Below are 26,286 nucleotides of genomic sequence, written 5' to 3'. Positions count from 1 at the left end.
GGAAGCTCCAATAAAAAGAAAGGGCCTGATGGCCCCAAACTTTTGTGCTCCTATTGTTACTCTTGTGGTTTTTATTTCCCATCCTAAGCATCAACAATTGATCTGTATTCAGATTGGTTGACTTCAATAAGTTTTTTTTCGAACCACAAAAGTCTGCAAAGTGAACAAAAGAAAGATCCCTAATGGAAGCTCCAATAAAAAGAAAGGGCCTGATGGCCCCAAACTTTTGTGCTCCTATTGTTACTCTTGTGGTTTTTATTTCCCATCCTAAGCATCAACAATTGATCTGTATTCAGATTGGTTGACTTCAGTAAGTTTTTTTTCGAACCACAAAAGGCTGCAAAATGAACAAAGAAAGATCCCTAATGGAAGCTCCAATAAAAAGAAAGGGCCTGATGGCCCCAAACTTTTGTGCTCCTATTGTTACTTTTGTGGTTTTTATTTCCCATCCTAATAAATAATAATTGATCTGTATTCTGATTGGTTGACTTCAGCAAGTTTTTTTTCGAACCACAAAAGTCTGCAAAGTGAACAAAGAAAGATCCCTAATGGAAGCTCCAATAAAAAGAAAGGGCCTGATGACCCCAAACTTTTGTGTTCCTATTGGTACTCTTGTAGTTTTTATTTCCCATCCTAATAAACAATAATTGATCTGTATCCAGATTGGTTGACTTCAGCAAGTTTTTTTTCGAACCACAAAAGTCTGCAAAGTGACCAAAAGAAAGGTCCCTAATGGAAAATCCCGTTAAAAGAAAGGGCCGATGGCCCCAAACTTTTGTGTTCCTATTGTTACTATTGTGGTTTTAATTTCCCATCCTAATAAACAATAATTGATCTGTATTCAGATTGGTTGACTTCAATAAGTTTTTTTTCGAACCACAAAAGTCTGCAAAGTGACCAAAAGAAAGGTCCCTAATGGAAGCTCCAATAAAAAGAAAGGGCCTCATGGCCCCAAACTTTTGTGTTCCTATTGTTACTTTTGTGGTTTTTATAACCATTGGTTTTATGGTTGACCAGGAATTAGACCACCGATGGAGTAATATTGTATTTTTTCTTCAGGTCATGCACCAATCCCGTTGAAAAATCAAATACCCATGCATGTAATCTGAGTTTTTCTCCTCTGGCAATTGCCTGTTTGTAAATAGAGGATTGCTTGATATTTTCAATCTGTTCCAATACATTCAGTTCAACCAGCTTATTGAGTTTTTCTGTTTCGTCTGAAATACTGTCCAAGGTGGATTTATGGTGCCTGATCACATCTTTGATATTCGCCAACCAGTTGTCTATCAGTCCATTGGTCTGATTATCATAGGCTGCTTTAATTCCCCCGCAACCATAATGGCCATATACAATTATATCCCTGATCTGAAGGCTTTCCACTGCATACTGCATCACGGAAAGAAAATTCAAATCAGTATGGGAAACGACATTGGCGATGTTTCTATGTATAAACAATTCTCCCAGGTCTAATCCCAGAACTTTCGAAGGAGAAACCCTGCTGTCGGAACAGCCCACCAACAATGCCCTTGGAGATTGGCCTTCTTTCAGGGCATCAAAATAATCTCCATGAAAGGACAGCATTTCTGCTGCCCATACTTTATTGTAATCCAGGTATTTATTAAGATCTATCTGACACATTACTTTTGGTTTGTTTGTAAAGCATAAGGTGAATATTTCTCAAGCAAATCAAGATTTATTTCATTTTCGAAGGCTGAAACAGCTGAATTGTCATCTAGGAAGACATGGTCATTCCCCACATTTTCAAGGATTCCCCAACGGTTCAACACATCCCTTACAGGTCCTTTGATACTGCTCATACATACATCTATTCCGGATTTTCTCCAAGAAGTAATCCATTCGTTCAATTCATGGGCTCCTGTACTGTCAATATTGGTCACACTTTCCATGTTAAATACGATCATCCTGACCTTTTTCGGTTTATTGGATAACCATTTGTCTACCTTATCCTTAATAAATTCCACATTGGCGAAATATATCGGTCCATCTACCCTAATAATAAGGAGGTCGTCACTTTCAATTAGGTTTTTAAACCTCTTCACGTTCCTGAAAATATTGGTACCGGGAACCCTCCCCAACTGTGCCATATGCGGTCTTGAAGCCCTGTAAATCACCACCAATAGAGACAATACCATACCTGCTATGATCCCGGTTTCAATACCCAATGTCAAAGTGATTATAAAAGTGGCAATCAACATAGCAAAGTCTGATTTGTCTTTATGCCATAAGTGAATAGGCTCTTTAAAATCAATCAGACCCGATACCGCTACCAAAACTACTGCTGCCAGAATAGCGCTGGGCAGGTTATAAAACAAACCTGTAAAGAACAGTAGCGTGAGCACGATCAAAATGGCACTGAAAATAGAAGCCAAACCGGTTTTCGCACCCGCATCATTGTTTACCGCAGTTCTTGAAAATCCGCCGGTCACTGGATAACCCCTAAAAAAGGCAGCACCAAAATTGGCCACACCCAAGCCAATCAGTTCCTGATTAGCATCCAATCTGTAATTTTTATGTTTGGCCTGAATGGTTTTGGCAACTGCAAAACTTTCTGCAAATCCTACCAAAGAAATGGTAAGCGCTATGGGCAACAGGGTTTTCCAAACCTCCATATCAAAAGAAGGGGAAGAAAAAGTTGGCAAACCACTTGGTACATCTCCCACAATTTTTACCCCTTGTGCTGTAAGGTCAAAGCCAGAAACCAAAGCAATACCTACAATTACCGCCACCAAAGGTGCAGGGAAACTTTTATGGATTTTTTTACCGTATTTGATGATAACAATACCGATCACGCCAATGCCAAATGTTAGCCAGTGGATATCCCCAATATTTTGTGCAATGGCTACTACCATTTCCTGGATATGCTCCGAATTGGGAAGATTGATACGTAACAGGTGTTTGATCTGACTTAGTCCTATAATGATGGCAGCTGCAGATGTAAATCCATTGATTACAGGATGGGAAAGGAAGTTGACCACAAATCCCAAACGAAGTATACCCATCCCAAACTGGATGAGCCCAACTAAGAATGCCAAAGAAAGGGCATAAATCAAATATTGCTCAGGAGAAGCTGGGTTCAAACTGGCAATTCCTGCTGCAGTTAACAAGGACACCATTGCCACAGGCCCTACAGCAAGCTGTCTGGAAGTACCAAAGATGGCATACAAAAGTAGAGGTACTGTTACCGCATACAAGCCATGTATAGGTTCAAGACCGGCTAACATTGCATAAGCCATTCCCTGCGGAATCAACATAATTCCCACCGTAAGGCCAGCTGTCAGATCACCTTGAAGGTCTGTTTTTTTATAATTAGGTAACCAATCAAACACCGGCAGAAAATCTTTTATCCTTGCAGATATACTTTTGTTCATAGCTGATAAATCTTGTTTTATGAATCATAAAAACCGGAAAAGAACATGTTCTTTTCCAATTCAATACACAAATGTCCAAACTATCACCATTGGAATTGGTGATGTTTGTTACACGTACCAGTTGAACAGGAGAAAAAAAGAAAATTTTTACATAATCTTCTTCTAAAAATCAATAAATCAAATACTTCTGCCTCATACCCTGATACTCCTCCAAATCTTTCTGCCAGGAAACTTTGATCTCTTCCTCCGATTTTCCTGCCAGGATATCCTTTCTCAACTGATCTGTTCCAGCCAGTTTGTCAAAGAAATTATTGAAGAACTTTTCTTTTTTCCCCGAAATCTGGTAAGCTCTAAGAAGATATTTTAAGGTAAACTGATGGTCCAAAGGTTCATTCCTCAGGTCTTCCCCATAACAAAGCTTGTCTTGCTGTGGGGGATTTTTGGACATACCTACAATACTTACCGGGGTAAAGGTAAATTCTCCGAATTTGGGATCGGGATAACCATAGACCTGGAAGGGATAATAAGTTCCCCTTCCCAATGACACATCGGTCCCCTCAAAATAACACAATGTTGGATATAACCTGATAGCGGTATCATTTGGAAGATTAGGGGAAGGTTTAACAGGCAAACTGTAAGGCATACTATGGTCCCAGTTTTTGACCGGAATAACCTGAATTGGGGCCTTCACCTTTCCTTTAAGCCAACCTTCACCATTGATCATTTGGGCCAACTCCCCTACTGTCAGTCCATGGACCACAGGTATAGGATGCATGCCTACAAAACTTTCAAATCCCTTTTTCAGAACAGGACCATCAATATAATTGCCATTCGGATTGGGTCTGTCAAAAATCAATAAAGGCATCTTGTTTTCCGCACAGCTTTCCATCACATAGTGCATGGTACTGATATAGGTATAAAACCTTACCCCAACATCTTGAAGGTCATAAATCAAAACATCGATATCTTCAAGGGTTTTAGCAGATGGCTTTTTGTTGTCCCCATATAAAGAAACAATCGGTAAACCTGTACGCTTGTCAATTTCAGATTTGATCTCCTCTCCTGCATCGGCATCCCCCCTAAATCCGTGTTCAGGTACAAATACTTTCTTTACCTCCACCCCTTCCATCATCAGGTAATCCACCAGATGCATGTTGTTTTTACTGGTCAAAATAGAGGTTTGATTGACCACCAACCCCACTCTTTTCCCTTCCAACATAGGCAAATATATTTCCGGCTGATCAGCTGCTGGCATGATTACCGCCTGATTATCATCTGCTTTAGCCTGGATACCGGAATCCGGATTTTTACAAAAAGCAAAAGTTGAAATTAAAAAACTGAAAAGAATCATCAATTTGAACGGCTTCATAGTTATTTTGCGCTAGATTTTGACCAAATTAAGAAATTCCTTGAACCTTTCTTATTTCATTGCTAAAAGAATCAGTTTTAAGAAGACGGGCGGTTTTACCGGAACCATCCATAGGATAGCTGTGGCCTCTGTGGCCATAGGTATAGCCATATCCCTGATTTCTTTCATGATTTTGGGCGGGTTCCAGAATGAAATCTCCAATAAGGTTTTCTCCTTTACCGGCCATTTCCAGGTCATGAAGTTTATGTCCGGTAATGCCTTTGAGGAATCCCCTACTTCCAAAAAAACGGATTTTTTCAAAGAATATCCCTCGGAAGCCTATATTACCCATGTTCAATCTTTTGCTCATAAACCCGGTCTGCTTAAAGGAGATGAGGAAGTAGAAGGAGTTTTAATGAAAGGTGTCGGCCCTGAATTTGATTCTATCAGCTTTAAGACTTCGATCAAAAAGGGGCGTTTCATACAGTTTTCGGACTCTATGGCCAGCAATGAAATAATCTTGAGTACTAAGATTGCCAATAAGCTGCTCCTTGATGTAGGTGATCGGGTCACCATGTATTATGTACAGGAACCCCCAAGGTTTCGAAGATTGGAAATCGTCGGCTTATATGAAACTTTCCTTGAGGATTTTGACAATAAGATCATCATCGGTGATATACAGGTTATCCGGAATTTAAATTCCTGGTCAGAAGATCAAGTGGGAGGGTTTGAAGTTTTTGTCCAGGATCCATCCAAGTTGGATGAAAATGAAGAATTGCTGTATGATATCATGGATTTTGACCTGAAATTGGTCAAGGTCAAAGACAAATACATTGAAATATTCGATTGGCTTCACTTATTGAACAACAATGTTTATGTTTTCTTGGGGCTGATCCTCTTTGTAGCAGCTTTCAATATGGTTTCCATACTGTTTATCCTGATCATGGAAAGAACACAGATGATCGGGATTCTCAAGTCATTAGGAGCAAAAAACAGTCAGATCAGAAGGATATTCGTTTGGAACGGGGTACGGATTATAGGTAGGGGATTGTTGTATGGAAATGCCCTAGCCTTGGTTTTCGGATACTTGCAGGATCAATTTAGACTGATACCTCTGGATCCGGTCAATTACTATATGAGTTTTGTTCCCATCTTCTGGAACTGGCCTATTTTCATTACTTTGAATCTAGTGGTCCTATTGGTGACAACCCTCGTACTCTTTCTTCCTGCAATGGTTATCAGCAATATCCAACCGATCAAATCTATACGTTTTGATTAGGTTTATAGCGCACGAAAAAACTTTTAAATTTCATATAGATTACCCCAAAAACGGCTTCCCGAAAAATCCGGGTATTCATTTTAGAAGTACCTTTGGTCCTGTCTGTAAAAATAATTGGAATTTCTTTTATCTTAAACCCCAGCTTCCAGGCTGTAAATTTCATTTCTATCTGAAAAGCATAGCCAATAAAACGGATACGGTTCAGATTAATAGCTTCCAAAACCTTCCTGGTGTAGCATTTAAATCCAGCGGTTGCATCCTTAATGGGCATTCCTGTGATAAACTGAACATACTTACTGGCAAAAAAAGACATCAACACCCTACCCATAGGCCAGTTGACCACATTCACTCCGGTAATGTACCTTGATCCAATGGCCATATCAAAACCTTCTTCCGCACAGGCCTTATATAGTCTGATCAGATCTTGGGGATTATGCGAAAAGTCTGCGTCCATTTCAAAAATATACTGATAACCATTCATCAAGCCATAACGAAAACCCTCAATATAGGCTGTTCCTAGCCCCATTTTCCCCTCCCTTTGGATCAGATGTAAACGTTCCGGAAAATCCTTTTTAAGTTTTTTTACGACATCTGCAGTCCCGTCGGGGGAATTGTCATCAATGATCAGCAACTCAAAATCACCTTCCAATGCCATGATGGACAGGACCATATCCTGGATGTTTTCCAGTTCATTGTAAGTGGGAATGATGACGAGTTTATCTTTGCTCATAAATACCAAAATCCAAAAATATGATTTATCGCATGGATTTTAAGCCTTTAGCCCAAAAAATCACAAAATTGCTTTAATATTGCTTCATCATTATCGACATACCAACATGAAAATCGGGGTCATCACCTATGAGGATAAGGGGGCCTATCCAGCCTCCATCGAAGTCAATGAAGATATTATTTTGGAAAATATGCTCCAAGATTTGGGATTGGATTATCAGTTTGAAATCTGGTCAGACCCAGCAGTGGATTGGAGTAGGTATAATTTGCTTTTAATCAAATCTCCCTGGGATTATTTCGATCGATATGCTGAATTTTTAACCTGGTGTGAACACATAAAAAAATTGGGGATACCCAGCCTGAATGATATGGATACCATTCTTTGGAACTCCGATAAATGGTACCTCAGGGAAATTCAGGAAAAAGGTTTTCCCATCGTGCCTACCCGGTATCTGAAAAAGAAAGAAAAAACAGATATTGGTAGCTATTTCAAGGATTTTGATACCCATCAAATAATCATCAAACCCACAGTCAGTGGAGGTGCCAAAAACACCCTGAAATTGCAGAAAGATACCTGGCAGGAAAACGAGGAAATCATTGCTGAACTCCTTCAAAAGGAGGATTTCATGATTCAGCCCTTTGTGGAAGAAGTGGCCCGTACAGGGGAGTATTCCTATATTTTTTTCAATGGAAAATTTTCCCATGCGGTGCTGAAAAGTCCAAAAAAAGGGGAATTCCGGGTGCAGCATTTCTTTGGAGGAGCCATCCATGTAGTCGAACCGAATGCCGATCAATTGGAATACCTGCAAAAAATGGTGGATAGTTTTGCCGGTGAAACCCTGTATGCCCGTGTAGACGGGGTTTGGACAGAAGGGGTATTTTATCTGATGGAACTGGAATTGATTGAGCCTTATTTGTTTTTGTTCACTTCAGAAAAAGCGAAAGAGAATTATAAAATGGCCATTGAAAAAAGGATTCAAAGATATTTGGAATTGGATTGAAAGAGATATTGATGGATATTGATGGATATTGATAGATATTTATTGGATATTGGATATTGGAATAAAATAGGATTTCCCCTTAACTCTTATATATCGTGTAAGTTTTAGTTTTTCATGTACCTTTTTACTTTTTCCTTTTACCTTGGCTCTTCTTCCTTTTGCCTTGGCTCTTTTTACTTTTTATTTTGCCTTGGCTCTTTAACCAATAAGCCGGTTTAACCCCGGATTTAAGTTCCGATCGTATTGATCAGGTTTTTACTTCTTTAATATATTAAAAACCAAGTCCTGTGCAGTGAGGATTGGCATTGTAGGTGAAGAATACTTGATGAATTTGAGTTCCGAAGTTACTATAGCTTCCATCTTATTTTCTAATGCCATAAAATAATGGATTGCATCTTCGATCTCAGTTAGGTCGGATTTTATGGCATGTAAAACTGTCAGTTTATCACCCGTAATAATTTTAAAATCATTCAAAATCCGTTCTAAAATTTGTTTGGCCAATGTTGCACCATGTGCCCGCTCCAAATAGTAGGCACAGATTTGAAGAATGGAAATACTTAAATAAGGTTCAATTTTTTCTTCGTCTACAAGTCTGAAAATGTTGGTGATGGAATCTTCGTTTCCCTTTCTTTTCAGAAAAAAATCCAAGATAATATTGGCATCAAAAAACACTTTAAAAGCCATATCATTTACCTTTTTTCTTAAAATATTCCTCTTTCCAATCAAAATCTTCAGGATATTTCATCTTGGCTTCCGGTAGATTTTTAACAAATTCTAGCAAAGAAACATTGCTTTCAAGCTCTTTTTTAGTTTTGATCAAGCGCTCAAAATAGTCCTCCACCAAAGCTGATATGCTGGTTTCTTTATTTTCAGCGTATTGCTTAATGGCTTTAATCAGATTTTCGTCTACTGTTATATTGAGCGGTTTTTTCATAATAACAATTAATGCGTATATATTTCAAATATACGCATTTTTTGGATTAAAATTACTTTTTCTACGCCAGACCAAACCATTATTGCATAATACTTTTAATAAGATTTTTCCTCAAAATAGCAGAGGAAGTGATCAGACCGCTCATCAGCGCTCCACCGATTCCACAGGAAACAATATCCTGTCCGGTCAGATACAGGTTTTTAATTGGGGTATGCGGTGTGAGGTATTCATTCCGGAACCTCGAAGGACTGTGTTCGAGTCCGTAGATTTCACCTGACTGGTAACCCGTAAAATTTTTGGTAGACAAAGGAGTGGAAAGCTCGTAATGATCAATCTGTCCTCTCAAGTGAGGTAGTTGTTTGTAAAGGTTTTCCAGCAATCGCAAAGCCCATTTCTCTTTCATCGCTTCATAGTCCTCTCCTCTTTTTCCCCATCGGGTATCCTCCCACTTTTTAAACCAGTCATAAGGTGCCAGAGAGATGATCTCAATGGTGGAGGAACCCGGGTAACGCCTTTCCCAATCAGGATCTTTTGCAGATGGAAATGAAATATACACCACAGGAAATGGCTTTTCATCCGGATTTTCCAGGTATTCACGCACGTTTTTATCGTGGTCATAACCAGGATAAATCCAAAAATTAGATTTGGGCAATTGCAGTTTCTGACTGCTTTTTTTCAGACCGATATACAGGCAAATATGCGCCACAGAGGCACGTAAGCCATCAAACCTCTTCTCCAACTTGTGGTGAAGGGGATGTCGTTTATCAATAAAGCGCTGAAAAGTATTGAAAACCCCTGCATTGCTGATGACTTTATCCGCTTTAAGCTCATAACCATCCGCCATAACCACCCCAACCGCTTTATTTCCTTCCAAAATGATTTCCTTCACCTCAGCATTGGAGTACACCTCCCCTCCTCCTGCTTGGATTTGCGGATAGATATATTCTGCAATTTTAGCTGAACCCCCAACAGGAAAGTAACCCCCATTGAAGTAATGACTGACCAGTATGGCATGCATGGCAAAACTGCTTTGAGCGGGAGGCAATCCATAATCTCCGTATTGTCCGCACAATACACCGATCAGTTTTTCATTCTTTGTGAAAGTATGCAAGATTTCCAGGGTAGTCATATCGGAATATTTAAGAAAACTACGGGAGGTCCACTTCCTTATCCATTTTCCTATCCATCCGGGAAACACTTTCATACTGTAGTAATTCCTACTGCTTTTAATCACACTTTTCACTGCCTCCATATAGCGGTCAATAGCGGCATGGTCTTCTGCGGTATTGAATTCAGACTTCAATTTGGCCACCAAATTTTCCCGTCCCTTCACCAGGTCGTAGGTTTTATCTTCAAAAACAATCCTATCATATACTTCCCCCATATCCTCCCACTGCAATTTTCCTTGGGTAATGTATTCGAAAAGACGGGGCATTAACTTCCATTTGGACTGCATATCGCCCACATAATGAATTCCTACATCCCATTCATAATCATTTCTTTTAAAGACATGGGTAAATCCTCCAATGGTATAGTGCTTCTCCAGTACCAGCACTTTCTGGCCATTCTGGGATAGCAGGGCCGCGGTGGTCAGCCCACCCAAGCCGGAACCAATCACTATGGCATCATAGTGGCCGGAAGGTTTGCTCTGTTTATAAGATGGGAAATTTCGCATGATAAAGCTTTTACCTAAATATAGGATAAGAGCAGAAGAAAGCAGTGTGAAATTACTTAAAAAGCAAGTGAAACTTGTAATTACAAATTCCAGAGGATAGTAAAGTAAAATTACAAATTACCAATTGCGCAATTACGAACTAAAATACTTCAAAGGGATAGGCTACACCGAAGAAGGAAAAAAAACATGGTAGACCAACATCATTTTACAATTATACTTTCTTCATCAAACAAAGGGGCTTCTTGCCCTATTTCAATAAACAAAGCTTTTTCTGGGTTACTTTGGTGAATTTCAAAATATCTGATGCCACTGTTGCCCATGCCCCAATTTCCACAAGTGTGGGTAATCGGCTCAGAGGGTGCTCTTTCCTCATATTCCTTGAGGGCATTACCTGTTGGTCTCAGGACATACCTGTCGACCCCTTTCCTAGTGGATTCGATTTTTTCAAAAGCACATTGCTCCTCCTCATTCCAATACTTCGAATCTGAGATAAATTCAAAAACATCCTCAATTTCCCCGTTTTTTAGCTCGAAAACCTGAATGACCAATGAAACTGCTACCGGTTTACCATTTTCTATCCTTTCGACAAAAGCCCCTGGTAAAGTTTCACTTATGCCAATTTGGATCCCATCGCTTTTCTGGGCCCAGAATTCAATACCCGCACCGGAAACTTTCTCCCACTCAAATCCCTGATAGGGTTCTCTGATGGGTCTTTCAATTATCTCCAATTCTTCCCCTACATTTTCCTCTTGGGTTTTTGGGGGATTTTGGCAGCTAAAAATGGTTAAAATCAAGTATCCAAAAGGAATAATTCCTTTAGCCCGGTATATCAAGTAACTAAAGGAATGCAAACCGCTTTCGGTTAAGAAGTCAACTCTATCTCTCATAATATTCATTCATAAGATAACTTATTTCTTTTTCTGAAACAGCTATCTTGATCATTATTTTACCCTTGGCATCTTGTCAAATATCAGGGTCATTGTGGCAGGATCCAGGGCCTCCATTTCCATCAGATTCAAGGATTTTGTTTTCGGGCTTTATCCGAAACCCCGGCCCGTTTGATTCAAAAACCGCCAACCTACTTTTTCATCCAATCCAAAAATGGGAAATCCATCAAATTACCGCAAACCCTATATTATCTTGATTCAAAATGAAGTTGTGCAAAAGTTACCGCTGTTAGCTGCTGGCGTTCCTGTCCACCGTGTCTGTAAACCATTGTTGCTGTTGAGTTTCGCTGTCATTTTCGTGTCGGCTTGCGTGTCGGGTGTTTTATTTTTTTTTGAAGGGTTGGAAAAAATATTTTGAAATTCTTTCGGGGTGGAAAGGTGGAAGCTCTTTTACAAGCTTTGGTTTGAGCTTGGGCTTGTGAGAATTGCAATTGAAAATCATGAGCACTGCTGAAAAACAAATAACACCAGCGAATAAATGTGCTTACACCTGTGCGATGGCTTTCTATGTCGTTATTTCGTTTGCTATCATTTCTGCTTGTTTTAAAACGGTCTCTGTCGCCAACATTTGCATGTCGGGCGGATAACCGTATTTTCTCAATATTCTTTTTACCGCAACTTTCAATTTGGCCTTTACACTTTCTTTAATTGTCCAGTCGATAGATGCGTTTTGTCTGATGGTTTCTGTCAGCACAACGGCAAGTTCTCTCAACTTGTCTTGTTGCATGAGTTCTCTTGCACTGTCGTTGTTCGCAACTGCTGTATAAAAAGCATATTCAAAGTCTGATAAACCCATGTGCTTTGCTTCATTGTCCATTTCAACAATGTCCTTGCTTAGGTTTATGAGTTCTTCAATTACTTCGGCTGCTGTCAGTATTTTGTTGTGATATTTCTTGATTGAGTTTTCAAGCATTTCTAAAAATGTCTTGCTTTTAACCAAGTTCTTTTTTGCTCTAGATTTTATTTCATCATTCAAGAGTTTTTTCAAAACTTCTAAGGCGACATTTTTATGTTCCATTCCTTTCAGTTCCATTAAGAACTCTTCAGATAGAATTGAAATGTCGGGCTTTTTTATTCCAGCTGCATCAAAAACATCAATTACCTTTTCTGAAACTAAAGCCTTGTCAATGACTTGACGAATGGTCGTTTCAATTTCTTCATCTGTTTTGCCTGAACCTGTTCCATCAAACTTTGCCAATCGTGCTTTGACGGCTTGGAAAAACGAAACTTCGTCTTTTGCATCCATTGCTTGGTCATGCGGAATTGCAATGGCAAAGGCTTTTGATAATGCAGTTACTTCATTGATGTAACGTTTCTTTCCATCTTGCAATCCTAAAATGTGTTCTTCTGCTGCAAGTATCAAAGACAATTTCTTTGAAGTGTCGGCTTCAAAATAGGATTCATATTCAAAGCCGTGATACATTTGAGAAACAATTTCCAATTTCTCCAACATTAATTGAACGGCTTGTTCTTGCAAAATAGTCGGGTCGCCTTTACCGCCTGCATCAGAATAAAATGCCAATGCTTTTTTTAAGTCTGCTGCAATACCCAAATAATCTACAATCAAACCGCCAGGCTTGTCTTTGTAAACTCTGTTTACCCGTGCAATAGCTTGCATCAAGTTATGTCCTTTCATTGGTTTGTCAATGTAGAGGGTGTGCATACTTGGTGCATCAAAACCAGTAAGCCACATATCCCGAACGATGACCAATTGTAATTCGTCATCAGGATTTTTCATTCTCTCTGCAAGCGTTCTTCTTTGTTCTTTGGTGGTATGATGTTTTGAAATTCTCGGACCATCAGATGATGCCGATGTCATTACCACTTTTATAACGCCTTTATTTAAGTCGTCTGAATGCCATTCAGGTTTAAGGTCAATAATTGCCTGATACAAATCGGCTGCAATTCTGCGGCTCATACAAACAATCATTCCTTTGCCTTCAAATACTTCCTGTCGCTGGCTAAAGTGTGATACAATGTCCTTGGCAATAATCCTTATTCGGTTTTCACTACCTACCAAAGCTTCCAACTGTGTCCACTTGGCTTTTGCCTTTTGTGTATTGGTTAAATCTTCTTGTTCCAGTTCATCGTCTAATTCGTGAACTAACTGTTTGCCTTCTTCGGTAAGATTTACTTTTGCCAAACGACTTTCGTAGAAAATACGAACGGTTGCACCATCTTCAACGGCTTGGGCTATATCATAAATGTCCACATAGTTTCCGAAAACTGCTGGTGTGTTTACGTCAGTACTTTCAATGGGTGTTCCTGTAAAACCTAAATACGTTGCATTAGGCAAAGCATCACGCATATATTTAGCAAAGCCGTAAACGATTTTCTTACCAACAACATTTCCTTGTCCGTCTTTGGCATCAATAGTTTTGGCTTTAAATCCGTATTGTGTTCTGTGTGCTTCGTCTGCAATTACAACAATGTTTTTTCTGTCTGAAAGTAATTCATAAACATTGCCTTCTTCGGGTTGAAATTTCTGAATGGTGGTAAACACCACACCACCTGAAGCTACTTTTAGTAATTCTTTCAGTTGGTTTCTGTCATCTGCCTGAACTGGCTCTTGTCTAAGTAATTGCTTGGATGCTGCAAACGTGTCAAAAAGCTGGTCGTCCAAATCGTTGCGGTCTGTAATGACTAGTATGGTCGGATTGTCTAAAGCCAATACGATTTTTCCTGTATAGAAAACCATTGATAATGATTTTCCGCTTCCTTGTGTATGCCAAACCACACCGCCTTTTCTGTCGCCAATGGGCTGATTTTTCACTCCGGGCACTCCATAGCTTTCAGGAGATTCAGCTACCACTGCGGCCATGACCATGCTCCAAGGCGTTTCCCCGCTTTGGCGGGGCAGGCTATGTTCTACGGTAAATCCTGTTGCTCTTAAAGTAGATTCAACTGCACGGTTTACAGCATAGTATTGATGATAAGCGGCTAATTTTTTAACTGTAGTAATGGTGGTAATACCCGTTATGGCATCTTCCTTTTTCGATTTTTCAAAAACAATAAAATGCCTGATTAAGTCAATCAAGGTTTCTTTGTTCAGCATGCCTTGAATCAACGTTTCTAACTGACTTACCAGATGCGATGCTTCGGCTTTGCCGTCTGCCGATTTCCAGGCCATGTAACGACTAAATCCCGCGGAAATGGAACCGGCTTTGGCTTCCAGACCGTCAGAGATGACCACAAAGCCGTTGTAAGTGAACAGACTTGGAATAATGGATTTATACGTTTCTACCTGTTTGAAAGCCGAATGGATGGTGGTGTTTTCATCTGCTGCATTTTTTAGTTCAATCACCACCAAGGGAATTCCATTGACAAAAAGAATTACATCAGGGCGTTTGTTATTGCCATTTTCAATGATGGTGAATTGATTGGCTACCACAAATTCGTTGTTGTGAGGATGTTTAAAATCGATCAGCCAAACCCTGTCGCCACGGTCGTCTCCATCCACACGTTTTGAAACCGGAATCCCTTCGGTTAAAAGACGATGAAAAGTTTCATTGTTGGTAAGCAGTTCAGGTGAAGATATACGCTGAATTTCTTTGATGGCTTCTGCCTGAGTATCAGTAGGAATGCTGTGGTTTATTCGCCTAACGGCATTTTGTAGCCTATTCACCAAAAGCACTTCTTCAAAACTGTTTCTCTCAGGATTTTCTGAATCAGGTGCAATATCCGGTGCATAGATATAATCATAACCGAGTTCTACCAGTTTGTCAATTGCAAATATTTCTATTTCGTTTTCATTCATGGTCAGGATCTAAAATTTTATACCTGTTACTGAGCAATTTAATTATTTCATTGTAGTGTTCCTTGATCTGTGTGGCATTCCACATCTTTGACTTTTGGGTGGTTGCATACATAATTTTTCTTTTGGGTGTCAAAATCCCACCGGAGTATCTTGGATCCGTTGCCTTATCCCAAGCCGACCGATCATTTAACTTTGAGTTAGCCCCTTTGCTAATAAGGCATAGATTTCCCAACGAATGTATCAAGGGTTCCCTTGCATTCTTGTCTCCCTCCATCATGTGGATTTGTGCTTGTGGAAAATGATGCTCTATGGAATTTCGATAGCTGAAATCAAATGCTTCATCTATACCCCAATCTTTATCATTCCACACCCTGTCTACCCACATCAGGTAATCAATTAAGTTAAATAAAAAATGGGGGGTGTTGGTTCCTTCTGCGTAAATTTCCATTTCATCAAAATCAAACTCATCAGAGGTTTTCAAATAGGTTTCAAGCCCAAGCTTATCAAACTGATTTAAGGTAAAGTCCTCCAATTCAGATAGAAATGACTCGGCATCCAAATCCAAAGTTTTTGGCTTTTCGGGATCAAACAGACTCAAGACAAATTGCAGGTAATTTTTATTCTTACGCTGACGGTAGGTAACCTGCAACATTGACAGCAGCTTGACGATACGTTCTTGTAAATCCTGATTATCGAATGTGTTTTTAAAATTTAAGGAAGGATATCGCCTACCCCGATAAGCATAATTTTTCCAATACATAACCGGTTTGGTAAGCATCCATCGGGTATGAGATAATCCTTCAAGTTCCTGAATATCTCCTGCTTCAGGCTCATCTGCATTTTCGCTTCCAGCAGCAGACTTAACTAAATATCTGTCAAATACCACCCGGTAAAAAAATAATTTACTCAGAAAATCCATGGGTTCTATTTCCATGAGCATTCGGGAGGGAATAGACTTGTATATTTTAAGTAGTTTATCTGAACTCAAGGGAACATCTGCCTTGGGAAATATCAATTTCAGAATATGAATCAGGAAATTATTGAAGTCAATGATAGCCGTGTAGGTTATTTCCTGGTCTAATTCGTCTTCATGTTCCTCCAAAGACTTAATGGTGGTTTGTATGGTTTTGCTTTCCAAAATATCCAGAATGGAATGAACTGACTCCTTGGTATTTGTTTGGGCTAATTTTTTTAGGTTGCCGAGATGAATACCATCATAATTATCACCAAATAACTGGGCTCTTTGTTCGGTATTAAAAAACTTTTGGATAGGACGATCCATTTGAGAGCAGGCATCCCAAACATACCCAAAGATAGAACGTTCTTTTGGGCTATTAATTTTTGACATGAGCTGAGCTTTCAGAATTTCATGTTCCTGTAGCTGCCTGCCTCTGTTATTCATAATTTCAAAGTAATTGGCCACATCGGTGTCAGGTGGCATCAACACTTCTACAAGCATCACTTTGTTGTAGAAATAATTAATAAATCCCTCCAGCTTGTTTTGTGTTTCCAATGTTTTAAAAGTCAAAACCGAATTTACTTCCCCTTCTAACTTGATATTGGAAATCGTTTCAAGGGCTGTAAAAAAATTGTTCAGGTTACTTTGTTTCTCATCTTCTTCCGTCTGTTTTGTCGCTGCTTTTTCTATTTTTAAGCGATCAAAAAATGTTTCAACTTCAGGCCGCGAGTCATATTTTAACCTGGCAGGTTTATAGTTTTTGTTTGGAAACAGCCTTGCCAGAATGTGAATGGTAGTAAGTCTTTGTTGCCCATCAATAACTTCCTGTCTGCCCTGTTTATTGCTGCCTGCATACACCTCCAAACTGCCTATGTAATAATTCTGTTTCGGGTTGTTGATATAGCTTTCATAGATATCCTGTATAAACTGCGAAATTTCAGCATTACCCCAATTGTAATTCCTTTGGTAAAAGGGTATCACGTAGCTCTTTTGAATAATTTCAGCAACATTTTTTGCCAAGCTATTTTCTGTATTGGTTGTCATGTATGCCTTAATGTATTTTTACCTCAAAGTGGTTTTTAAAAAATTGTTCTACTATTGGGTTGTTCAGATTATTCGCCTGTCGGCTGATGGGTGACAGTGCCTTTTGTCTGAAAAAATTCAGGTCCAGCAATTCTTTGGCATGGTGAATACCCGCAATCACCTCTGCCGGAAATTGTGCTACACTGGTGTATTTAACAAATTTTTTCTCCAACCTAAATCTAAACACATAGGCATAGAGAAGCAGGTAATATTTCCTTAAACCCAACACTCCAAATTTATCAAACACCAGCATCGAGAGTGATTTGTAAAGCTCAATCAGGTAGAAGTCACCCTTTTTTTTAAAACCTGTGCCATATTCCTGAAAGAACAACCTGAAAAAAGTCAACTCATCTTCCAGCTCATTTTTTTCAAATAGCAGTTGATACATGCCTACATAATTCTGCACGTAATCAAAAAAATCCGTACCGTTTATAATAGCTTGGTTGATTTGAGTGGAGGGCAACAAGCTTTCATTTTCCATTCGGGGAATGAAGCGTCCATTGGCATTTAATTCCCGGTGGTTCACAAAGTTCTGGTAAGGATATTTTATAGCACTCATGTTGCTGCCTTTGAACTCCGTGATATTTTTTCGGGTAAAGGCGTATGCCGGATAAAGTTTTGACCAAATGCGTGTGCGATACAATTGCTCACTGATGACTTGTTTTAGATAATCTTTTTTGCTTTTTGCCGCATTTTCCCAGGCACGATCATAGGCTATTTTGTCCTGGTCTGCTATGTGGTTAAAATATCGGATATGGAAAGCTTTAAGAAGGTTATACGCCTCAAGCGTCATACCTCTTCCGTTTTGCGAATCAAACATCTGAAAAGCCTCACTTATGTTGCTCACACTGATTTGAACTACCGAACAATGCTGTAAAATGTAATGGAAGAGCCTTTCGGTTTCTGTAAGTTCTTCTGCTATCCATTGGGCAAGCTCATTTCCGTTGTTTTTGATGTTTTCTATAGAGTCGGCATGCAAAAACTGTTTTTGTTGTAAGAAAGGTCGGCAAACCAATGTTTTAGCTTGCGGACTGAGCAAATGCAATAAAAGGGTAAGGGTGGTGAGTCTTTGCTGCCCATCTACAATGTCGAGGGATTGTTGGTCTTTGTTGTTGTGCAGGACGATGGTGCCAATGCGGTAATCTGTTTTACGGGCTTGCAGGCTGGCCAAAATATCATCCCAAAGTTGCCGGGTTTCTTTAATTGTCCAAACATAGGGTCTCTGATATTCCGGTATGCGGAACTTTGCAAATTTTAATTCCTGAATGTGCAATATGTCTGCCTTAAAATCACTCATTTCGGTTGTTCACTTTGTTTTCATGTTCCACCCTCACCTCCCCACTCATCAACTTCGGCAACAAAGTATCTCGCAATGCCGTGAGGGTGTGGATTTGATTATTATTTGTAATAACTTTTTCAATGATAGGCTCTACTTGTTGAGACATTAATTTTAACTCTTCGTTACTTGGAATAAGAACTATTGCTTCATCCAAGTCCCTACGTTTAATATGCCCCATTGTGGTTGCGTGACTTGCAGCAATTGAAATAAATTCTGCCAAGTGGTGCTTACACCACAAATAGTAAAACCATTTTGGATAATTTTCGGATGTTACTTTAAACAAATGCTGATTAAGAATGCAATCCTGACCATCCCAGATTTTAACCATTAATGAAGCTGACCAAGCGAAAATAATATCACCATTTCTTACAATGTATTCGGTTTTTATGTCTGTGCTTGCCCAATCTGAATTTTCGGTAATTCCGCTACTTAATTCCTTTATTTTGAGCACGGGCAACTTATCTATTTCATTTTTTGGTAGGAATTTTTGACAAGCTAAACCATTCAAAAAGTTTGCTACTTTGCTTAACGGTAAAGTTCCCCACTCCTCCTTCGCTTCTTCCACAAACCATTGTCTAAACAGCGTTTCAGCCATTTTTTCCAAGGTGGTGTTTTGGCGGTGCAGCAGGTCTATTTTGTCGTCTAAACTGCTGAGTACGGAGGTAATGGCAGTTTGTTCGGGGAGTGGGGGGTATGATATTGGAATTCCTTTTAGAATTTCAGTATTAATAGAAGGCATTGTTGCACCAACTGAAATGTTCAGAATATAATCCCTGAAACTTTTCTGTTGAAAATAATAGGATAGAAATCGTGAGTTGATTTCTTCATTTGGTCGTACTCGAAGCATTCTTGAAGAAAACATCCAACCATTTTGCCTTTCACTAACATAAGCACTTAGGTCAACTGACCCAACTCTTGTGAAAAGTATATCATCAGTTTGCATTAGATATTTACTTAACCTGCCTTTATCTTCATCTGTTATGCTTGGATAATCGAAATCGGTAATTCGAAAATCTTTTATATGTTCAACTGTAACCACAGGTGTTCCACCTGTAATATATTGTTCATTTTTTAACTGACTCCCAAAAGGTCCAGTTTGAACATCCGCTATATCACCCAATTCAGCTTCTTTCCAATTTAGCATTTGCAATTGTTTCTTGTTTTACCACAGTACCCACAATATTTTTCATTTGTAAAATAGGCAACAGCTACTCTTACATTTTGAACAAAACCTTTAGTAAGATGAAAACCACAAATCCTGCAATAATTGTGTCCTGACTTTGCATATTTGTCACATTCTTTACATTTATCTTTAGGAGTTGCCATAATAAATCTTTAGAAGGTTATTATTAATCATTTCATTGAGTTGGGCTTCTTCTTTCAGTTGTGCTTCCAACTCTGCTTTTAAATTTGCGAAGCGTTCAGCAAAATTGAAGTCGTCTTCTTCATCGGGTAAGCCCACATATCTGCCCGGTGTAAGCACATAGTCCAATTCCTTTATCTTGCTTATTGGAGCTGAGGCACAAAAACCCGCAACATCTTCATACTTGCCGTCAAGGTTTCTCCAATTGTGGTAAGTGCTCGCAATTTTATCAATGTCTTCCTGAGAAAGTTCACGGGTTCTGCGGTTTATCAAATGCCCCAAGTTTCGGGCATCAATAAATAAAATTTCGTTGCTGCGGTCTCTGTATTTTCCGTTTTTCCGGTTACGGCTCATGAACCATAAGGCAGCCGGGATTTGAGTATTTAAAAACAACTTGGCAGGCAGGTTTACAATGCAGTCAATAAAACCGTTTTCCACCAAGGCTTTTCTTATGTCGCCTTCGCCTGATGTTTTAGAAGTCAACGCACCTTTTGCCAATACTACACCTGCTTGTCCGCTGGGTGCCAAGTGGTAAATAAAATGTTGCATCCATGCAAAGTTGGCGTTGCCTGTGGGCGGTGTGCCGTATTGCCAACGTCCATCAGTTCGCATTAAGTCCCCGCCCCAATCACTCACATTGAACGGTGGATTGGCAATGATGTAATCGGCTTTCAGGTCTTTGTGTGCATCGTTCAAAAATGAACCTTCGTTGTTCCATTTCACTTGTGAGCTGTCAATGCCACGAATAGCCAAGTTCATTTTAGCCAGTCGCCAAGTGGTTTGGTTGCTCTCTTGTCCGTAAATAGAAATGTCGTTTACTTTTCCTTGGTGTTCGGTTACAAATTTTTCGGAATGAACAAACATACCACCTGAACCACAACAAGGGTCAAATACTCGTCCTTTGTAGGGCTCCAACATTTCCACCAATAATTCTACAACGCTTCTTGGCGTATAGAACTGTCCGCCTTTCTTGCCTTCGGCAAGGGCAAACTCACCCAAGAAATATTCAAAAACGTGTCCTAGCACATCGGCACTTCTTGCTTTGGCATCACCTAATGCAATGTTTCCAACCAAGTCAATGAGTTCACCCAAACTTGTCGGGTCAAGATTTTGTCGGGCAAATACTTTAGGCAAAACGCCTTTTAAGGAAGCATTTTCTTTTTCAATAGCATCCATTGCATCGTCCACAAACTTCCCGATTTCAGGTTGCTTTGCTTTCGATTGCAAGTAAGTCCATCGGGCATCCTGCGGAACAAAGAATACATTTTCTGCCTTGTATTCGTCTTTGTCTTCGGGGTCAGCACCATTTGCTTCGTCTGCTTTTAGTCTGGCATACAATTCTTCAAAAGCATCAGATATATATTTCAGGAAGATTAAACCCAATACAATGTGTTTGTATTCGGCAGCATCTATGTTCTTACGGAGTTTATCCGCTGCTTTCCAGAGTTGTTTTTCTAAGGGTTCTTCCGTTCCGCTTCCGTTCTTTTTTGCCATTTATTTTAAGTTCTTTTTATCAGTTTCAAATTTCATCTTTTCCATCCGAGTGTTAGGACTAAAACAAGCTCTTTTGGTTTTTCAGCGTTGGCTTTGCGTGTCGGCAAAAACCAAATGTGCCTGTTTGCGCGTGGGCTTTTTCTTTGTATGCCGCACAACGTTCCCACGCTTTGCGTTCGTGCGGGGTTTCGAAGCACTTCACTGTCAACCAAGTACAAACTTTGATAGATGCACAAGGCTTGATTTAACCAAAGAACCGCCACTTTTGGGTAGGTGCTGTTGGCAGCTGGCATTCTTGTCATTTGTTAAGTGCTTTAGTTAATTTTTCTTCTAAATCTTCAATACTTGTCCATTCCACACAATTTTCAGGAAGTTCCGAAGTGTGGTCAATTAATGCTTTCAATAATTTTTCGATTTTTTCAAACTTATCATTGTCGTTAGATATAGTCCGAAGCGCATTGTAAGGTTTTTCAGTCTTAATCTCTTCACCAAAATAGGCTTCTTCAAAATTTGGAAGTGAAGCGAGTAATCGTGTTTCAGCTCCAATAGGCTTGGAATTAACTGCCGTTAAAATATTTGGATTATTACCCCAAGCAGGATTTCCATTTCCTGCTGCTGTTAACGGTCTGTCGCTGTCGTGAAGAACTGAATAGCTTGAGCCAAAATGATTTAGGATTTTTACTAACGATACTATTGTTGCCTTACCCCTTGCTCTTATTATATGAACGTCTTTGTATAGGTCGGGCTTTGTGCTTTTAACATAGTTGAAAGCTGTATACTCGGTATCACCTTCAACAATTATTACTTTACCACCAAAGAAAAACTCAGCAACATAAGGGTCGCAGTGATTAAGTAACTTCAAATTTTGCTTGTCGTCATCACTTAGTTGCACTTTATCTGGTCTAAATACCGTTGTGCCTTGGATTGTGCCGTTTTCTCTCCTTTCAACTCTTACAATTGTTGTGTTGTCTCGTGAAAAGTCAATAAATACAGGTGAATGAGTTGTAACCATTACTTGCCAATTTCCCGAAGAGGGTAGGTCATATAAGACATTACAAGCGTCTCGAATTGCATTTGGGTGTAAACAGATTTCAGGCTCATCAATTAATAGTAGGTGTGGTCTAACCGTTGCTAAATCTTTGCCTTTTTGATTATTTTCAGAAATGAATTTCAATGCTGTCCAAAGTAATGTTCTTCTTGCGCCACTTCCTTGTTTTTCAACAGAGCCGAAATATCCACCTTCGGGTCCCATCAATAACTGCGGGTCAGATTTAAAAAGGTTAATTGTCTTGTCAAGATTGTCTTCCGGTTTAGCATCAAAGTCAATTTTATAGTTTGGAAAAACTTTATTTATCAAATCAGAAAGTTCTGAATTAACTTCATCTATTTGTCCCTGCGCTTCTTGGACAATCTTCTTTTGTAACTCTTTGACTTTGCCTAATAATTTATGGTATTCGTTCTCTTCTTCTTCTTGATTGGCAGTTTTAAGATTCTTTACCCTTTCGTTCAGGGCGTTCATTAATAGTTTTTTAATCTCGTCTGCCTGAACTTCAGGCGAATCAAAAGCGTCAACTCGGTGAGGTTCTGGCCTTCTTGAATTAGCCACATTTGGTGCTCCCCAAGGAACTTGCTCGCTCCAATTATTTTCTTGTGCGTTCCATCCTTGTCTAATTGGTGCTCCTTCACCTTTCCAAGTCCATCGTTCTTTTACTAATCTCTCTCCATTTGGTAAATTAGTTATCCATTGATCTCCTGGACTATTGTCATAAACAATTGTATGTAGCTCAATTTCGGGTAAATTGTCAGGGTCAATTTTGTTGTTAGGAAAATCATCTAACTTAAGATTTGCTTTAGCAGAACCTTGAGACATTGCAACTTCATAGGCTTTGAGTATTGAACTTTTGCCAACGTTATTTGCTCCAACAAGAACTACAATTTCATCAAGGTCTATATTCACAGGTGTAGAACCTATGCATCTAAAGTTCTTAATAAGCAATTTTGTAAGTCTTGGTTTAGGAACTTCTGGGTTGTCTGAAACTAACGCTACTACTGGTTCGGCTATTTTTTTTGTCTTTGCCATCTTTATATTTTAGAATTCTGTTCTTAATTGTGGTGTCGCTGTCTATGCTTGCTGCCAACTCACTTATAGGTATGGTCCTTCAAGAATTAGCAACCCTTATTCCATGCGCTATGTCCAGTTTTCCAAAACTAAGGATTTCAAAATAATAAAAAATCCCCTGTTCAGGGTATTTATCCCAAAAAATTGCTTTTTAATCAGATAATAAGGCTTTAATTATGTATAAAAAGAAGCCAATTTCTTCAAAATTTAAAAAAGTAATGGAGCAAATTCAACCAATTTCTTTGTCCTTATTCAACCAGAGCTTTCATTTTATTTATGGATTTCTTGCGGTATCCGGAGAATTTGTCCACCAAAATACCATCTTCATTGATCACCTACAGGCATCAATATGCAGTTTGGCATATTTACTGCCCTTGGCTTCGGCCTGTTGTAGATCAATGCATCCGCTAGGATCCTGCTTCATTAATTTGGCCATTCCCCGGTGTGCCAAGGCCTCCACATGGTCCGGCCTGGCCTTCAATACATCCTCAAAATCCTCCAAAGCCCAGGAGATATGGCCAATGCGTAGTAATACCAAACCCCTGTTGTACTTGGCCACCAAATTGTCCGGATCGTACCTAAGGCACATGTTGAAGGATCCTGCAGCACCTAAAATATCCCCGATCTGAGTCCGGGCCATGCCCTGATAAAAATACACCTTGCTTTCCTCAGGCCTGAGATCCTTGGCCAATTGAAAAAACTCATCAGCACTTTCATACCTTTTGTTGATCAATAAGGTCCTTCCCAACAAAAACAGAATTTCAAAATCCTCCGGGGAATGCTTGGCAGCCATCAACAAATGATTTTCGGCTTTTCGGTAATCTTCCATCTTCCAATACAGTTTACCGATCCCGGCATGCGCCTGTGCATACTCAGGCTCCAACCTCAAAATGGTCTTATAATCCTCCATGGCACTTTCCAAGTCTTCCAACTCTTCATAAGACCTGGCCCTTAGATGGAGGGATTTGATATCGGTCACATTGAGAAACAAGGCTTTGGAAAATTCTGAAACCGCCTTTTCGTAATCTGATTGTCTGAAATACTTCTCCCCCTCAGAAAAACTTCCGAAGCAGGAGGATAAGAAAAACAGGAAAAAGAAAGGTAGCACAATTCTCATAACCAACTATTTTAGCACACTATAAAACTAATAATTTAATTTATTTAAATCAAGGGTTTGACTTAATGATTGAAAAAATAAACCTTAGGTTGCTTTACTCGGGGAATTTTGGAGGTTTTTGGGGTGCTGGATTCATGGAAACACATAAACAGTCCATAATTTTTTTCGAACCACAAAGTCAACAAAAGGAACGCAAAGAATCTATTTATATCAGTTCTGCTTCTGGAGAAGCAGAACAACAGAGTTATTCGAACCACAAAAGGGACAAAAGGGACACAAAAGTTTCTTATTTATTACTGTGAGTAGGGCCGAAATCGAAGAAACCCAAACTCTTCGTGTTACTCCGTGACTTTGTGGGATATTTTTTCCCACCCAAAGGGGACAAAGAATCTATTTATATCAGTTCTGCTTCTGGAGAAGCAGAACAACAGGGACACAAAGAATCTATTTATATTAGTTCTGCTTCTGGAGAAGCAGAACAACAGAGGTTATTCGAACCACAAAGTCAACAAAAGGAACGCAAAGAATCTATTTATATCGGTTCTGCTTCAGGAAAAGCAGAACAACTGAGAGAAGCAGAGTAACAGATCCTTGGTAATTGGTAATTGGTAATTCACTAATTGGTAATTCACTATGGTAATTGATAATTTAAAATTTCACAACACCCCCTTCGTACTCGGCAATTGATTCAATGCTTTGGGATCTTTGGCAACCGCCATTTTGATGGCCCTTGCCATGCCCTTGAAAATCGCCTCAATCTTATGGTGCTCGTTAGTTCCTTCTGCTTTGATATTCAAATTACATTTTGCTGTATCACTGAAGGATTTGAAGAAATGGAAAAACATCTCTGTCGGCATATCCCCTATTTTTTCCCTTTTGAATTCCGCATCCCATACCATCCAGGGTCTACCCCCAAAATCAATGGCCACCTGTGCCAGTACATCATCCATAGGCAATAAAAACCCATAACGATAAATCCCTTTTTTGTCTCCCAAAGCCTTCAGATAGGCTTCTCCCAAAGCCAAAGCGGTATCTTCAATGGTGTGGTGTTCATCGATATGCAGATCCCCTTTGACCTCAATCAAAAGATCTGCCCCTCCATGTTTTCCCAATTGCTCCAACATGTGGTCAAAAAATGGCAATCCGGTATAAATTTCACACTTTCCTGAACCGTCCAGATTTACCCTAATATGAATATCCGTTTCTGAAGTCTTACGGAAAACCTCCCCGATTCTTTCAGGCATTCTCAAATACCGATAAATATCATCCCAATCTTTGGTAGCATAGGTTGCCCCTTCCATGGATTCCCCGAGGAATATGGATTTGCAACCCAGATTTTGAGCCAAAAGCACATCTGTTTTACGGTCTCCGATGACATAGGAATTTTCAAGATCATAATCCCCGTTCAGGTATTGGGTAAGCATCCCTATTCCCGGTTTTCGGGTTGACAGATTTTCATGATCAAAAGACCGGTCGATATGAACCGCAGCAAATTTCACCCCTTCATTCTCCAGGGTAAGCATCATCTTGTTATGGGCCGGCCAAAAATTCTCCTCAGGCAGGGATTCTGTTCCCAATCCATCCTGATTAGTTACTATAACTAACTCATAATCAGTTTCCTCCGCTATTTTTCTTAAATTAGAAATTACCTTCGGAATAAATTCCAGATCTTCCAGGCTGTCAATCTGAAAATCTGTCTGAGGCTCCACTATGATCGTTCCGTCACGGTCAATAAAAAGTACTTTTTTCATCAA

The 26,286-nt window shown here is 39.5% G+C and carries 20 protein-coding genes; 4 read left to right on the top strand and 16 right to left on the bottom strand.

The window, feature by feature from the left end; all coding sequences use genetic code 11:
* Window positions 1-1,020: 1,020 nt before the first annotated feature.
* The 3 genes from ACFSKV_RS15895 to ACFSKV_RS15885 all read right to left on the bottom strand — a co-directional run bounded on the left by ACFSKV_RS15895 (window position 1,021) and on the right by ACFSKV_RS15885 (window position 4,758).
* Entirely contained in the window at window positions 1,021-1,638 is a 618-nt protein-coding gene (locus ACFSKV_RS15895) for a carbonic anhydrase (protein ID WP_380804873.1), read from the bottom strand.
* Complete coding sequence (locus tag ACFSKV_RS15890) at window positions 1,638-3,389, bottom strand: SulP family inorganic anion transporter (RefSeq protein ID WP_380804872.1); 1,752 nt, start codon at window positions 3,387-3,389, stop codon at window positions 1,638-1,640. Before ACFSKV_RS15890 ends, ACFSKV_RS15895 begins: the two co-directional genes overlap by 1 nt.
* Window positions 3,390-3,558: 169 nt before the next feature.
* A complete protein-coding gene (locus tag ACFSKV_RS15885) occupies window positions 3,559-4,758 on the bottom strand; it encodes an exo-beta-N-acetylmuramidase NamZ family protein (RefSeq protein ID WP_380804869.1) in 1,200 nt (399 codons plus the stop codon).
* Window positions 4,759-4,798: 40 nt separating this feature from the next.
* On the opposite strand from ACFSKV_RS15885, the gene ACFSKV_RS15880 reads away from it, so the two are divergent.
* On the top strand, window positions 4,799-6,016 hold the full coding sequence (locus tag ACFSKV_RS15880) for an ABC transporter permease (RefSeq protein ID WP_380805126.1): 1,218 nt from the start codon (window positions 4,799-4,801) through the stop codon (window positions 6,014-6,016).
* Here ACFSKV_RS15880 and ACFSKV_RS15875 read toward each other — a convergent pair.
* Window positions 6,000-6,746 (bottom strand): polyprenol monophosphomannose synthase, encoded by a 747-nt coding sequence (locus tag ACFSKV_RS15875; protein WP_380804868.1) that lies wholly within the window; start codon window positions 6,744-6,746, stop codon window positions 6,000-6,002. The genes ACFSKV_RS15880 and ACFSKV_RS15875 overlap by 17 nt on opposite strands.
* A 106-nt stretch (window positions 6,747-6,852) precedes the next feature.
* Between ACFSKV_RS15875 and ACFSKV_RS15870 the strand changes: the two genes are divergently transcribed.
* Window positions 6,853-7,746: an ATP-grasp domain-containing protein gene (locus tag ACFSKV_RS15870; RefSeq protein ID WP_380804865.1), complete on the top strand. Its 894-nt coding sequence runs from the start codon at window positions 6,853-6,855 to the stop codon at window positions 7,744-7,746.
* A 255-nt stretch (window positions 7,747-8,001) separates the two neighbouring features.
* On the opposite strand, the gene ACFSKV_RS15865 is transcribed toward ACFSKV_RS15870, so the two are convergent.
* The 11 genes from ACFSKV_RS15865 to ACFSKV_RS15815 all read right to left on the bottom strand — a co-directional run bounded on the left by ACFSKV_RS15865 (window position 8,002) and on the right by ACFSKV_RS15815 (window position 24,532).
* Window positions 8,002-8,430, bottom strand: a complete 429-nt coding sequence (locus tag ACFSKV_RS15865; protein ID WP_380804863.1) for a type II toxin-antitoxin system VapC family toxin — start codon at window positions 8,428-8,430, stop codon at window positions 8,002-8,004.
* 1 nt (window position 8,431) lies between these two features.
* Window positions 8,432-8,680 carry a DUF6364 family protein gene (locus ACFSKV_RS15860; protein ID WP_380804861.1) on the bottom strand — a complete coding sequence of 83 codons (249 nt, stop codon included), beginning with the start codon at window positions 8,678-8,680 and terminating at the stop codon, window positions 8,432-8,434.
* Window positions 8,681-8,759: 79 nt separating this feature from the next.
* The gene (locus tag ACFSKV_RS15855; protein WP_380804858.1) at window positions 8,760-10,355 is read right to left on the bottom strand and encodes a phytoene desaturase family protein; all 1,596 of its coding nucleotides are present in this window, start codon (window positions 10,353-10,355) and stop codon (window positions 8,760-8,762) included.
* A gap of 200 nt (window positions 10,356-10,555) precedes the next feature.
* Window positions 10,556-11,242: a hypothetical protein gene (locus tag ACFSKV_RS15850; protein ID WP_380804857.1), complete on the bottom strand. Its 687-nt coding sequence runs from the start codon at window positions 11,240-11,242 to the stop codon at window positions 10,556-10,558.
* 565 nt (window positions 11,243-11,807) lie between these two features.
* A complete protein-coding gene (locus tag ACFSKV_RS15845; protein WP_380804854.1) occupies window positions 11,808-15,059 on the bottom strand; it encodes a type I restriction endonuclease subunit R in 3,252 nt (1,083 codons plus the stop codon).
* Window positions 15,052-17,061, bottom strand: coding sequence for a DUF262 domain-containing protein (locus tag ACFSKV_RS15840; protein ID WP_380804852.1), 2,010 nt, complete (start codon window positions 17,059-17,061; stop codon window positions 15,052-15,054). Before ACFSKV_RS15840 ends, ACFSKV_RS15845 begins: the two co-directional genes overlap by 8 nt.
* A 7-nt stretch (window positions 17,062-17,068) precedes the next feature.
* A complete protein-coding gene (locus ACFSKV_RS15835) occupies window positions 17,069-18,397 on the bottom strand; it encodes a DUF262 domain-containing protein (protein WP_380804851.1) in 1,329 nt (442 codons plus the stop codon).
* A complete protein-coding gene (locus tag ACFSKV_RS15830; RefSeq protein WP_380804849.1) occupies window positions 18,390-19,583 on the bottom strand; it encodes a restriction endonuclease subunit S in 1,194 nt (397 codons plus the stop codon). The genes ACFSKV_RS15835 and ACFSKV_RS15830 overlap by 8 nt, the downstream gene beginning before the upstream one ends.
* Window positions 19,584-19,751: 168 nt before the next feature.
* The gene (locus tag ACFSKV_RS15825; protein WP_380804846.1) at window positions 19,752-21,296 is read right to left on the bottom strand and encodes a type I restriction-modification system subunit M; all 1,545 of its coding nucleotides are present in this window, start codon (window positions 21,294-21,296) and stop codon (window positions 19,752-19,754) included.
* A gap of 298 nt (window positions 21,297-21,594) precedes the next feature.
* Entirely contained in the window at window positions 21,595-23,376 is a 1,782-nt protein-coding gene (locus ACFSKV_RS15820; RefSeq protein WP_380804843.1) for an ATP-dependent nuclease, read from the bottom strand.
* 370 nt (window positions 23,377-23,746) lie between these two features.
* The gene (locus tag ACFSKV_RS15815) at window positions 23,747-24,532 is read right to left on the bottom strand and encodes a tetratricopeptide repeat protein (protein ID WP_380804840.1); all 786 of its coding nucleotides are present in this window, start codon (window positions 24,530-24,532) and stop codon (window positions 23,747-23,749) included.
* 65 nt (window positions 24,533-24,597) lie between these two features.
* On the opposite strand from ACFSKV_RS15815, the gene ACFSKV_RS15810 reads away from it, so the two are divergent.
* Together ACFSKV_RS15810 and ACFSKV_RS15805 are read left to right on the top strand one after the other, a co-directional pair.
* A complete protein-coding gene (locus ACFSKV_RS15810) occupies window positions 24,598-24,834 on the top strand; it encodes a hypothetical protein (RefSeq protein WP_380804838.1) in 237 nt (78 codons plus the stop codon).
* Window positions 24,835-24,867: 33 nt separating this feature from the next.
* Complete coding sequence (locus ACFSKV_RS15805; RefSeq protein WP_380804835.1) at window positions 24,868-25,116, top strand: hypothetical protein; 249 nt, start codon at window positions 24,868-24,870, stop codon at window positions 25,114-25,116.
* 72 nt (window positions 25,117-25,188) lie between these two features.
* Here ACFSKV_RS15805 and hisB read toward each other — a convergent pair whose 3' ends face one another.
* Complete coding sequence (gene hisB / locus ACFSKV_RS15800; protein WP_380804832.1) at window positions 25,189-26,283, bottom strand: bifunctional histidinol-phosphatase/imidazoleglycerol-phosphate dehydratase HisB; 1,095 nt, start codon at window positions 26,281-26,283, stop codon at window positions 25,189-25,191.
* Between the last annotated feature and the right edge of the window lie 3 nt (window positions 26,284-26,286).

The organism is Shivajiella indica (assembly GCF_042683085.1).
GTDB lineage: Bacteria > Bacteroidota > Bacteroidia > Cytophagales > Cyclobacteriaceae > Shivajiella > Shivajiella indica.
Note: the sequence above shows the minus strand (reverse complement) of the source record. Positions and strands in the feature narration are given on the sequence as shown.